Source organism: Lysobacter sp. Root667 (assembly GCF_001427715.1).
Taxonomy (GTDB): Bacteria; Pseudomonadota; Gammaproteobacteria; order Xanthomonadales; family Xanthomonadaceae; genus Lysobacter.
This window is the reverse complement of sequence record NZ_LMHF01000014.1, coordinates 473812-486155: the sequence shown is the minus strand read 5'-3', so window position 1 is coordinate 486155 and position 12344 is coordinate 473812. Positions and strand designations below refer to the sequence as shown.

At 63.7% G+C, this 12344-nt stretch carries 12 protein-coding genes; 4 read left to right on the top strand and 8 right to left on the bottom strand.

Going from position 1 to position 12344, the window contains the following annotated elements:
• Window positions 1–1458: outer membrane protein assembly factor BamA (gene bamA, locus ASD78_RS17690; protein WP_235566530.1), on the top strand; the 1458-nt coding region annotated here is incomplete at its 5' end.
• A gap of 219 nt (window positions 1459–1677) precedes the next feature.
• Here bamA and ASD78_RS17685 read toward each other — a convergent pair.
• Entirely contained in the window at window positions 1678–2349 is a 672-nt protein-coding gene (locus ASD78_RS17685) for an arginase family protein (protein ID WP_235566529.1), read from the bottom strand.
• A gap of 244 nt (window positions 2350–2593) precedes the next feature.
• Complete coding sequence (locus ASD78_RS17680; protein WP_055910022.1) at window positions 2594–3259, bottom strand: O-methyltransferase; 666 nt, start codon at window positions 3257–3259, stop codon at window positions 2594–2596.
• A gap of 91 nt (window positions 3260–3350) precedes the next feature.
• Here ASD78_RS17680 and ASD78_RS17675 point away from each other — a divergent pair, with 91 nt between their 5' ends.
• Together ASD78_RS17675 and ASD78_RS17670 are read left to right on the top strand one after the other, a co-directional pair.
• Window positions 3351–3983 carry a TetR family transcriptional regulator gene (locus ASD78_RS17675; protein ID WP_055910019.1) on the top strand — a complete coding sequence of 211 codons (633 nt, stop codon included), beginning with the start codon at window positions 3351–3353 and terminating at the stop codon, window positions 3981–3983.
• 241 nt (window positions 3984–4224) lie between these two features.
• On the top strand, window positions 4225–4866 hold the full coding sequence (locus tag ASD78_RS17670; protein WP_056103804.1) for a hypothetical protein: 642 nt from the start codon (window positions 4225–4227) through the stop codon (window positions 4864–4866).
• Between the two features lie 771 nt (window positions 4867–5637).
• Here the strand turns inward: ASD78_RS17670 and ASD78_RS17660 are convergent.
• From ASD78_RS17660 to ASD78_RS17635, 6 genes are all read right to left on the bottom strand, one after another.
• Window positions 5638–6762, bottom strand: coding sequence for a type IV secretion system protein (locus ASD78_RS17660; RefSeq protein WP_056103798.1), 1125 nt, complete (start codon window positions 6760–6762; stop codon window positions 5638–5640).
• A 33-nt stretch (window positions 6763–6795) separates the two neighbouring features.
• Window positions 6796–7554 (bottom strand): hypothetical protein, encoded by a 759-nt coding sequence (locus ASD78_RS17655; RefSeq protein ID WP_235566528.1) that lies wholly within the window; start codon window positions 7552–7554, stop codon window positions 6796–6798.
• Between the two features lie 743 nt (window positions 7555–8297).
• Window positions 8298–8978 (bottom strand): L,D-transpeptidase, encoded by a 681-nt coding sequence (locus ASD78_RS17650; protein ID WP_056103900.1) that lies wholly within the window; start codon window positions 8976–8978, stop codon window positions 8298–8300.
• Window positions 8979–9136: 158 nt separating this feature from the next.
• Window positions 9137–9406, bottom strand: coding sequence for a hypothetical protein (locus ASD78_RS17645; RefSeq protein ID WP_055910009.1), 270 nt, complete (start codon window positions 9404–9406; stop codon window positions 9137–9139).
• Between the two features lie 455 nt (window positions 9407–9861).
• Window positions 9862–10338 (bottom strand): hypothetical protein, encoded by a 477-nt coding sequence (locus ASD78_RS17640; RefSeq protein ID WP_055909993.1) that lies wholly within the window; start codon window positions 10336–10338, stop codon window positions 9862–9864.
• A gap of 533 nt (window positions 10339–10871) precedes the next feature.
• Window positions 10872–11660: a class I SAM-dependent methyltransferase gene (locus ASD78_RS17635; RefSeq protein WP_056103795.1), complete on the bottom strand. Its 789-nt coding sequence runs from the start codon at window positions 11658–11660 to the stop codon at window positions 10872–10874.
• Between the two features lie 285 nt (window positions 11661–11945).
• On the opposite strand from ASD78_RS17635, the gene ASD78_RS17630 reads away from it, so the two are divergent.
• On the top strand, window positions 11946–12308 hold the full coding sequence (locus ASD78_RS17630) for a hypothetical protein (RefSeq protein ID WP_156087851.1): 363 nt from the start codon (window positions 11946–11948) through the stop codon (window positions 12306–12308).
• Window positions 12309–12344: the final 36 nt, after the last annotated feature.

Here is a 12344-nt window from a genome sequence, read left to right as displayed (position 1 = left end):
ATCGAGCGCCTGGTGATCGTCAAGCCCGACCAGATCTTCTCGCGCCGCCTGCTCGAGATCAGTTCCGACGCGATCGTCGCGACCCTGGGCAACGTCGGCTATGCGTTCGCGCAGGTCAATCCGATCCCGGACGTGGACCGCGAAGGCAAGACCGTGGCCATCAACATGCAGGTCGTGCCGGGCCCGCGCGTCAACGTGCGCCGCGTGGTGTTCAAGGGCAACACCCGCACCGGCGACGAGGTCATGCGCCGCGAGATGCGCCAGTTCGAAGGCAGCTGGTACTCGCAGGCCGCGATCGACCGTTCCAAGATCCGTCTGCAGCGGCTGGGCATCTTCGAAACCGTCGAAGTGGACAAGACGCCGGTAGCGGGCAGCAACGACCAGGTCGATGTCACCTACATGGTCAAGGAAGCGTCTTCCGGCGAGTTTCAGGTCGGGCTGGGCTATTCCCAGGACGACGGCGCCACCCTCACCTTCCAGATATCCCAACGCAACTTCCTCGGCACCGGACGCAGCCTGTCGATGAAGGCCGTACGCAACAGCAGCGACGAGCAGTACGCGTTCTCTGTCGCCGAGCCGTACTTCTCCGATACCGGCATCGGCCTGAACTACGGCGCCAGCTGGGCTCGCACCTACCAGGACAGCGACGACGACAGCAGCTACGACTCCGAGCAAGGCACACTGAACCTTACGACCATCCTGCCGCTGTCGGAGGACAACACTTTCTCGCTCGGCGTCAGCCTGGAGACCCGCACCCTGTACCTCACCGAGGGTTACTACCCACCGTCGTACCTCGACTTTCAGAACAAGCTCGGCAGCAATCAAGTGGATACCTGGAGTCTGCGCACAAGCTGGTCCAGCGATTCGCGCGACAGCTACCTGACCCCCACCCGCGGCACCTACCAGCGCATCGGCGCCGAGATCGCCCTACCGGGATCGGACGTCACCTATTACCGCCTGGACTACGACTTCAGCCGCTATTGGCGCATGGGGCCGCTGCTGATGCTGACCCGTGCCGAACTCGGCTACGGCGACACCTACGGCGATGGCGACGAAATCGGCTATCCGTTCTTCAAACGCTACTACGCAGGCGGCGTGCGTTCGATCCGCGTGTTCACCGACAACTCGCTGGGGCCTTGCGAATACGTGACCGCCTACGACGAATGCCGTCCCTCCGGCGGCACGGTCAAGACCTTGGGCGGGCTCGAGTTCTCCATACCCGGCCTGCTCGGCAAGGCCGGTAACAGCGGCACCCAGCTGGCCCTGTTCGTCGATGCCGGCAACGTCTTCGCCGACACCTCCAGCGTGGATGCTAACGAATTCCGCGTTTCGGCCGGCCTCTCGCTGTTGTGGCGCTCGCCGATGGGTCCGATCGCAATCAGCTACGGCCTGCCGCTGCGTAGCGAAGAGGACGACGAGATCGAACGGCTGCAGTTCACGTTCGGAAGCCAGTTCTAGGCAGCGAAGGCAGTGCGGGCAGGCTCGGATCGCCGCGCGCCGACACCTGGCAATGCCAGGCAGACCGGGACATGGACATCCATTGGGTGCCGAAGGCGGCGGCCAGGCGCCCGCCCAGGATGAGGTCGGGGTCGGTCTGCTGGTGCCTCCGCCGTTGCTTCATCGATGGCGATGCGGGTCGGCGCTCGGACGCGTGTAGCGCACGGATGTCAGCCGGTGTCACGCACGGGTGGCGGCTTCGTAGAGTCTCGCGATCACTTCGCTACCTGCAGCAGCCGCCTCTTCATCGGAAGGGGCGAACTCGGTCACGGTGAGGCCGACCACGTCGGCTTCGCGCGCGATACGGCCGACCAAGGCAATCGCGTCTTCGACCCCGAGACCGCCGTCGGTGTAGGCGAGATAAGGAAACTCGCGCGGATCGAGCACATCCAGGTCGAAATGGATATGCACGGGCCCGCGGATGGACTCCTGCGGATCCAGCCGCTTCAGACCCAGTTCGCGCTGCAAGGCCCAGTCGCCGTCGTCGCCGACCCGGATACCGAAATAGCGGAAGCGGGCCGGATCGATCGGGGCGCCCAGAAAGGGCCGCATCGGCTCGGGCGCGCGCCCCAGGATCGCGCTCACCGGCATGCCATGGAAATTGCCGCTGGGCGAGGTCTCGGGCGTGTTCGCGTCGAGATGGGCATCGATCCAGATCACCTGCAGGCCGGGATGCAGCCCGCTCAGATAATCGATCACCGCGACGTCCACGGCGCAATCGCCGCCGGCGGTCAGCACGCGCCTGGCACCGGAGCGCGCGAGTATCTCCTGAGCGCTGCGGAACTGCGCGAAGATCGCCTCCCAGCGCAGGACACCGTGAGCGATATCCGCCGTGTCGTCGCTCAAGGGCACCCGGACCAGCGGCGCGTATCGCCCGCATACCTCGGCGGCCGCGGCAGCGCCGCGCGGCAGGTGCTCGTGCCGGCCCGATCCCTGCCACTGCGGGTAGGCCAGGCTGAGGTCGAACGGCTGCTGGGAGGATGGCATCTGCTTCGCGCTCCATTGGACCGTGACTTCGGCTCATTCGAGCCGAAGTCGCTTAACGACTCGGCTTAAGTTTAAGCAGTCGGGCACCGACCATGTCGATGCCGCTGTTTCACCCCAAACGCATGGACAACTCGACATCCTCGCCGAACGGCGTGGACAGGTAACCGTTCGCGGGCGAGCGCACGTGCGCGAGATAGTCGGGGCTGTAGTCGGCGTTGTCGGCGACGATCAGCGCACCCGGCCTGAGGCGGCTCTCTACCAGGCTCAGTACCTCGGGATAGAGCGCCTTGGCGCCGTCGAGCAGCAACAGGTCGATCGTTTCGGGCAGATCGACGCTCAGCGTCCGCAGCGCATCGCCTTCGCGGATCTCCACCAGGTCGATCAGGCCGCCGGCCGTCAGGTTGTCCCGCGCGCGCGCCACCTTGGACGGCTCGAACTCGGTGGTGATCAGGCGACCGCCGCCGTTGTCGCGCAGGGCCGCCGCCAGATGCAGGGTGGAGATGCCGAACGAGGTGCCGAATTCGACGATCGTGCGCGCGCCGCAGCCGCGCGCCAGCATGTAGAGCAAGGTCCCCGTTTCCCGGGAGACCGGGAGCGCGAGATCCTTCATGCGCCCGTAGTAATCGAGGTATTCGGTCTTGCTTTGCATCAGGCGCTCGCGCTCCTGGCGGGAGAGCGCGGCCACCACGGGGCTGGTCGCCGGCGATGCCGCGTCGGCGGCTGCGAACAGACGGTCCAGCAGGGGAGCAATGGGGCTTGAAGTCAGGGTGGTCATGTGGGGTTTCCGATAAGAAAGCGCGAATCTTCGCGCCGGACTAGAATGCGACTGATTCGTCATATTCGCTATTCGCATTGCGCACACCGCCATGGCCGACCGTCGAAAACACAAGATTTCCCTGCGAAAACAGCCCAAACAGGCGCGCTCGAACGAGCTGATCGCCGCCGTCCTGGAAGCGGCGGTTCAGGTTTTGGAGAAGGAAGGCGCCTCGCGTTTCACCACCGCGCGGGTGGCGGAGAAGGCCGGCGTCAGCGTGGGCTCGCTGTACCAATACTTCCCGAACAAGGCGGCGATCCTGTTCCGGCTCCAGAGCGACGAATGGCTGCAGACGGCCGAGCTATGGGCCCGCATCCTCGCGGATACCGAAAGGCCCGCGCTCGAACGACTGCGCGCCCTGGTCCACGCCTTCATTCGTTCGGAGTGCGATGAAGCCAAGATACGCGTGGCCCTCAGCGACGCCGCCCCGCTCTATCGCGATGCGCCCGAAGCGCGCGACGCCCGGACGTCGGCGGAGCGCGCGTTCCAGGCCTTCATGCGCGAGGCGCTGCCCGACGCGTCGGCAGCGACGCGCACCCTGGCTGGCGACCTGATCACGACCACGCTCAGCGCGGTGGGGAAGCGTTTTTCGGAAAACCCGCGCACACCCGCGCAGATCGAGGCCTATGCCGATGCCATGGCCGATATGTTCTGCGCCTACCTTGAGGGGATCGAGCAGGGCTGAGAGCAGCGAAGGCCAGGAGGCCCAGGTCGTCATGGAACGGGAAAGAAATGCAAAACGCTCGTCCTTCCGTGGTCCGCCTAAGTCCCTCTTCGGTCTTACCCGATAGCAATCGTCTTAGCGCCTGAGATAGGACCATGCTCTAGTCGAAAGCCACGGAGCCGTCGCGGCCGAGAGGCGACATGGCACCGCAGGCGCAACCGCAAAAGAATGCGCAACTTCCGAGCACCACCTACGATCCGCCATGACCCTATCCCGCCTCGACCCCAAACTCGTTTTCGCCTGGCAGGCCGCGCATTCCATCGCCCGCAATTCCCCGCCCCCCGTCCACGACCGCGGCGGCTTCCGCGTGGACACCCACTCGGAAAAGGAAATCAAGCGCTGGGTATTCCCGCAGCTATGCGATGGGCTGCGCGCCATCGCACAAGACATTACGGCGCCACGGAATTACTTGAAGCTGTGCGGCTCCGACGAGGAACTGCGCAGCGCATTGCCGGCGCGCTGGGAGGTTCAGCCGACTAACTACTTCATGACCGCGACAGCGGCGACCCCCGACGCAAAGCCACTGCCGGACGGCTATAGGATGGAGCTTCATCGAACCGGCCCCGTCGCCCGAGCCAGCATCATCGCGCCGAATGGCGACCCGGCCGCGAGCGGATGCATGGCGGAAACCGCGAATATCTGCATCTACGATCGAATCGAAACCGCGCAGGACCACAGGCGTAAAGGCTTGGGTGCCGCGGTGATGATCGCTCTTGCAGCCGCGCGAAGATCCCTTGCAAGCCCGCAGCTTCTGGTTGCGACAGCAGACGGCCGCAGCCTCTACGCGAACCTGGGCTGGACGGTGCTTGCGCCATTGGCCGCTGCGACCATTCCGGAAAGTTGAACCGGGTGCTGGATGGCCGATGTTCGGAGTGCGATGTCGCCAAGATACGCGTGGCCTTCAACGATGCCGCCCCGCGCTATCGCGATGCGCCCCAAAGCGCGCGACGCCCGGACGTCGGCAGAGCGCGCGCTCCAGGCCTTCATGCACGAGGCGCTGCCCGCCACAGCGACGCGCGCCCTCGCTGGCGGCTTGCTGCGCTTAGCACCGAGAAGTTCGGGGACGACTGAATCCGCCAGGGGCGGTTTGGCTCTCATAACGAAGGCTATCTTCTTTATCATCAGCGAGCGCGGACAGGAAGGCTGCAACCGCTGTAGTGGACCCAGCACTTAACTGCTTGTGATTCTTCACAGCGTGCTTTTCCCGTGGCAATAGCCTGCTCTTCGTATGGCGCCCTCTCCATGAATACCTGAGTTCCGTTCGCCACGACCGCGGCGCATTGATTCCGAAAGGTCATGTCAAGCGCGCATGACTTGCTACCGGTTCGCGCGCATTTCGCCAGCGCAGCCTTCTTTGCTTTACGCTCACTGTCGATTCCGGTGACGATGCCGAACGAGCCTGCTTCGTCCGAAGCAATAGCCCCCCATCGAGTTCGCCAGCTTGGGGCCTGCCGTTCGGTCGGAATGGGTGCGCAACTCGCCATTGATTGCGCGGAACCCTCAGGGGCGGACGCATTGCCTGGCATTTGACCGGGCGGGCACCCCGCCTCAGCGTGGACGGCGGTTGAAGCCATCAAAGCAATTGCATAGGCACATGGAATTAGACCGCGCACAATCACTCCTTACGAACCTCTTCAGAGGTCTTGATTCGATTCTCGTGAATGGGAGTTCCAGTCGGGCTGGACCTGTCCATATGGCTGAGGCGCGAGGTCTTTGCCGGAAGGCTATCTGACTCCGTCAATCGCGGAGCAGTTCGGCCATGGACACTTGCTGTTTCAGTGGGCGCTCCTGCTTGGCCGAAACGGCCGAATGCCGAGTTGCTCATGACGTTACCGATCTGTCCTTGGAAGAAATGCGCAGCCATCGGCGGAACCGCGATGATCAGCACAGTCATGATCATCCCCACACTGCCTTGCTGCATGGCCTGACTGGCGATGCCTTCGGCGCTGGCCCCGGGGATATTGATCAGCTTGCCCAGCCACATGAACGTTGCGATGCGAACCGTCATATCGAGAAGGAGGTTGGCCACAAAGCTGAGAACTGCCAAAGAAAACAGCGTGCCCAAGCCGTACTTCAGCCAGCTTGTAAACATGGATTTCGTAGCGGGAAACGCCAATGAAAAAATGAATATTGGCCCCAGCCCGATCCACAGATTGATCGCAAACGTCCAAAGCAACAGCATGCACCCGGCCGCTATGGCAGGACCTGCGGAACCGATAGTCGCCCACGTCTTCGCCGATCGCTTCTCCTCCAGCAACTCCGGATCCGCCTCCAGAAGCTGAACACCATCGATGGCTGTCATGGCGAGTTGGACGACGGCGAGGGATTTGTCGATGCTGTTAGCGGTGGACTGGCCATCCTTTCCCGTGACCAACTGATGAATCGCCCTGTCCATATCCTGAGTGAGGAAGGAATTCAGAGGGATGTTATTCACTGCCATCGTGGTCGCGATGCCGAAGATCAGGGCAATCCTCGTCCCCTGCAGGATCGTATCCATCATCGATTCTCGGGCGCCGCAGAGGATTCGATAACCTTGGAAGAGCAGCCAGAGCGTGACCAGGCTTAGGCCGATACCGCCAACTAGCGACATCGACCGCCCCATGAGCGCGAGACCGAAGTCTTCGACCCTGGTCGTAATCCATCCGCTGATGAGGCGGAAGAGCGCGTAGTCGGAAAGGCCGCTCTGCGACGAAGGCGACAGCCAATTCAGCAGATCGAAGGGAGCGTTCAACAAATCCATTGCGATGAGCCGCCTAGAAGATAGATGGAGGGCTCACTGGCCCAGAGCTGACTTGACCACGTCAGTGGGAACGATGCCGTCCAACGCCCCCCTCTTACCGCGAATGGCGCGCTTGGCTAAACGGGTGTGATCCCACTTGAGCGCTTCGATATAGTCGTCGTAGGCCTTCATCCGCGCCTGCCAGTAATCAAGCTCCAGTTGGTTCCGCGCCACGAAGCGGTAGGCCTCGTTATCGTTGGCTGCGAGGGCCCCCGGACTGTTGCGGACGCTGTCGCGCTGACTCTCGATCTGGGCGAACTCGCGGCTGCGTTGCATGAGCGTGCGCAGCATGCTTACCGACTCGTTGTATTTGGCGTTCTCGGCGTACACGAGCCGTTGGCAAATGGCCTGCTGCTCGTCGACCACGTTACCGTCGAGTCTCGGCATGGCCTGACGGAACGCGCTGGTCAGTTGGTCCCGGATGCCTCGGCCAGGCCCTGGGCACATGTCTTCCATACCGTAGTCCTGCGGACGGGGCGGAAAGCTGTCCTCCATTCGCGCCTGGCCGAAGTTCATGCGCTGCAGCTTGATCAGTTGCTGCTGATAGTGGCTGGCCGTTTCCTGCCAGCGCTGGGCATTCTTTCCGAACTCGGCCGCATCCTTGGCGATCTGCTGGAGCTTGGCGGCATAGTTGACGGGGTCGCTGACGATCATTTGGGCGCTGGCCTGGCCTGCCCAAAGCACCGTCAGCAAGGTCGCGACGACGGCAGCCTTCCTGATGGAGCGACGACCCACTCTGCTGCGATGCTTCATCCCTGTTCCCTGGTCACGCGGCCTTGAAAGCCTTTTCGCCACTCTGAACGTTCGGCACCTGCCGGGACATTCAAGCGCCTATCGTTCGACGCGCGATGCGGCGCTTTCGCCGACGGTACTGCATGGAAAATGGCCGGTGCAATGCCGTTCTTTTTACATTCCTCTTAAAGACACAGTTCGAGTGCAATTACTGAATCCATGGTCAATCCTTCGTAGGGATAGGATGTGCCATCGGACGTTCACTTCAGTCCCCACGGCCCGACCGACGCCGGTTGCGACAAACAAAAAAGCCCCGGCAATGGCGGGGCTTTTCGGTGCCAGCTAGCATTCAGTTCAACCTTGGCTCCGGCGGCGCCGTTGACTGGGTCGACCCACGGTTGAACTACGCCGACAGCATCTGCCGCAGTGCGTCCAGGCCCGCGCCTTTGCCAGCGATCTTCAGGAAGGCATAGCCCTCCTTCAAGGCGTTGCTCATCGGATCGCTGCCCAGGGGCATTTCGCAATCTCGCATGCACTCATGCAGGCGGCTTAGGCGCAACAGGCGGGACGCAGAGCGTCCAGGGCCGTCAGGTCGCTTGTCAGAAGACACTCTGATCCGAGTTTCGCTGACCCTTGTTCCGCTCCTCAAGAAGCATCTAACTGCTTGAGCTGTGGAAGGGCATTCCGCCCTTGTTTTCCGCTGCAGCCTTTAGGACAGCCGCCGCACTGCCTCGCACACCAAAGCAGCACGCCGGCGCGTCGTTTTACCGACGGGTGCGCCGCGAGCGTCTTCCCTCGCTGCGATTCGCGGTCGCGCGACTTTGCACGAACTCCGGGAAGGTCTCCGCTAGCGGCGCCGTGTCCGGCAAGACGTAGAACACCCCGCCGCGCTCGAACGTCGGCTGGATGATCTGCTCGTAAAACTCGGGCGAGACGTTGATGCAGCCGTGCGTGACGCGGTTGTCGTCCGGCTCAGGCGATGCAAGGCGTTCGGGGCGCCGCTCGGCCGGGACGCCGGTAGCGGTAGGGTGAAGGGAGATCGCGGAATCGTAGTCCACCCACAGCACGCGCCCAGCGTCGATCGACGGGCCGAAACCGCCCACAAAGCGACCTGCAGGCGTCGTGCGATCCCGGCCCGGAATTTCGCGAAGCGCCAGACCGGCGATGCCCGGGGCCGTATGATCGCCGACCGCCGAGCCAATCAGCGCAGGCGCCGCGCCGCGAAGCCGGCCATCACCGCCGAACACCAGGATCTGCGCAGCGGCCTTGTCCAAGATCGCGAACGGATAGCCATGGCTGTCCTTGGTTGCGACAGCCCAGCCCGCTAGCGCAATCACCGTGTCGGACACTTCTTGTCCTGGCGGAAGTTGGTCGACGGCGGCCACCCGTTGCGCGGCGGCCTCCTCGGCACTGGCCACGCCGACGTTCGCGAACGCCATCGCCAGTACCAGCGCGCCACAAGCGGCCCGGATCGCAGAGTGTTTACACGTACGGATGGGACGATTCCTTAGAACGAAAGACTGTGTGAAGAAAGGAAACCGGCGGCCAGCAAAGGCCACCGGGTCCTGGGTTCAAAACGTTCGTCACAATTGCGCGAGCGCAATTAACCGCGCGGCGAGCGGCGCGGCGCGCTTTCGAGCCGCTGGATGCGGCCTTCCATCTGATCCAGCCGCTGGTTGGCCTGCTGCGCGGACTGATTGGCGGATTCGGCGCTCTGGGCTGCGCCCTGCACCTTCGAGTCGAGTGAATCGAGGCGTGAGTTGATGCCGGCGAACTCTTCTTTGTAGGTGGCGCAGCTGGCAAGGCCGAGGGTTGCAACGAGCGCCAAGCCGAGCGTACGCGCCGTCATCAGATGTTGTTTGTTCATAAACATGCCAATCCTCCTTCGTCTGGGTTACCGGAATATAGCGGCCTTTTCGCCGGCGTCACCAGCCGCCTTCAGCTAACGTTTTGGTACATGGAGGGACTGTGAAGATGCGACAACCAATGAGCTTGACACAGCAATCACCGGGAAAATTCGCAGCATTTGATCGGCCATCACAACTTGATGCGCAGCTTGGTCACACCCAAGGTGAACAGTAGATCGCAAGAAGCGAACCGTTTTTGCGCCGACCGATTGTCACAGAGGCCTTCGACTCTCCCTATTCATCTGCGAGGAAAGCCGTACCGATCCCTTCACTGCGTCCAAGCAGCCGACATGGTCTCTTCGGCATCACTACCGCACCGCGCGCGATGTCCGCGTGAGGTCGGAAGCGCTCCATCGCCCTACCCCACAAGCAAACAGCCCCGCCTGAGCGGGGCTGTTCTCGTTCGCGGCGGGTGCCGGCCTTACAGCGGTATGTCCACCGGCGACGCTGCCTTGCTGGGGCTGCGGTTGAAACGTGCCGACAGCATCTGGCGCGGGCCGTCCAAGCCCTCGCCCTTGCCGGCGATCTTCAGGAAGGCATAACCCTCCAGCGCGTTGGTCATCAGGTCGCTCCCCAGGGCCATCTCGGAATCCTGCATGCGTTCGCTCAGGCGCATCAGGCGCTGCGCTCGCGGCCGCAGGGCGTCCAACGCGGTCAGGTCCCGGTGCAGGTTGGCGACCTCGAAGTTACGCGGCATGATGCCCGGGTTCTCGCTCAGCACGTGCACCGCCTGGCGGCAGAACGCTTCGGACTTGTCGCCCATCTTGGTCAGCTGCCGGCGCTGGTCCGGCGTCAGCGCGACCAATCCCTTCAAGTGGAGTTCCAACTGATTCAATGCCTCGTCAATGGCGGCGAGCGACTCGGCCGGCAATTGCAGATCGATCAGGTTCTGGCTCATGTCCCGTCCTTAGCTGTCTGTGGAATCACGCCGGCTCAACGACCGGCCAGCGCAGATTAGGACGGCGCTCGCGTGCCTTGCTGTGCGGATCGCGAAGCGTTTTGGTGCAATCGCGAAAGTTTGCACCCCGCGCGTGACTCACCGCACCAAAGCTACGCCCAAAAGAACTCAGTCGCGACACTTTTTTGCCCGACCGCAACGCGCAGTGCCTTGCACTCGCCAGGCACGCAGGCCGGCTCGCAAACCCTTTTGAATCAAGCGCAAAACTTTTTGCCCGACGCGACCACGCGAAGGCCCGAATGTTGGGCTCTGAGCTCAGCGAATTCTGGGTGCGAATTGCAGCAATCGAAAGTCGGCACTGTACGAACGAAAGAACGTGCTCGAAGGCCGGGATGCGCGAAGTGGCGCCTGGGACTTAGAGACTCGCGGATGGGACACGGCGGCCGGAGGGCTGGGCGGAAAGACCCGAGGCCCCTCAAGGAGCGAAGTGTTTGGAGCGCTATGATTTGTAGCTGCCACGCAAATCTACGGCATCACCGGCATCGGGCACTGACGATCCACGCCCGCGAGTCGAACCACACGCCTCCATCCCGGTAGTGCCCGGCGACGATCTCGCGCAGCCGCGCACGCTCGCGTTCGGCAGCCTCAGCGTCCAGCGACTGCAAGACCTGCTTCGTGGCCTGGAATTGCCCGATCCATTCCAACGCGGCCCCGACGCTGTCGCCGTAGTAGACGGGCTCGTGCACGTCCTGGAAGCTCGCATCGGCGAACCCGGCCGCATCGAGAATGCGCTCCGCGGTGGCCGGATCTGCGAGCGAAAACGCGGCGGTGGATTGCGCCTGGGCGCCATGGACCGCGGTGGACCACTCGTTGGCCTCGCGCGCTTGCCAGACCATCATGACCAGACGGCCGTCATCGGTCAGCGCGCTGCGGATGTTGCGGAACGCGGCGATGGGGCTGGCGAAGAACATGGTGCCGAAGCGGCTGATCGCGACGTCGAAGCCCCGGGCGGGGAACGGATACGTTTGCGCGTCGCCCTGCTCGAAGCGCACGTTGCCCAGGCCTTGCGCTGCGGCGAGTTCGCGCGCGCTGGCGATCGCCGGCGCCAGCGGGTCGATGCCCAGCGCGCTGCCAGCCGCGGCGGTGCGCGCCGCGTCGCGGGTGGTCTGGCCGGCGCCGCAGCCGATGTCCAGCACGCGCTCGTGGCTGGCGATGGCGCAGGCGCGGTGGAACGCGCGGTTGTGCAGGTGGAGCTCGGCGTCGAAGTCGACGGCGCCCGTCTTCGGGCGCCCGTCCGGCGACGAGGTTTCGGGAAACTTCATGGCTCCTCCGCTCGCTATCGGCCCTGGGTTGGCCGCGGTGAAACCCTAGCATCGCAACCCGTGCGAGGCCACGACGCTTCGCACCATGGCGCTGGGCCGGTCGACTGGCCGGACTTTGCGGCTGTGGGCCGCGACCAGGCCGAGCGACGGCTGTCGGACGTATTCGCCGAGGCGGAATGCAGACGGCACGCGGCCCTATCGTCGGAATACGGCGCCGCCGACGCTCGTCTTGTTGGGCGCCTCATGGGCTCCTAGGATCGAGCCGGACCCGCTTGAGGGATAACGATGGACCGTCGCCCTGCCCTTGCCGCAGCACTCGCCCTGGCGAGCATGCTCCCGCCGAATGCGGCGTTCGCGACCGAGAGCGTGCCGGAAACGAACGTGGTCGTCAGCAAGTCCACGTTCAAAGGCACGTGGCCCCTGCCCTTCGACCGGGCGACGCTGACCTGCCGCCCGAAAGGGTATGCGAACACGATCGCCACGCCCCAGGGCGCGTTCGCCTTGAACGAGGCCGCGCAGGCGCGGGGATTGCCCGCGCTGCACGCCTTGCTGCTGAAGGGCAAGGCAGCGTCCGGCCGCAAGGCCGATCTGGACGGATTCGCCGGCGCGATGGACGCCCTCTGCTCGAAGCGCTGGTCGCGTCCTTGAGGGCGAACGCAGGGACTGCGTGATTGCTTCGGTCGT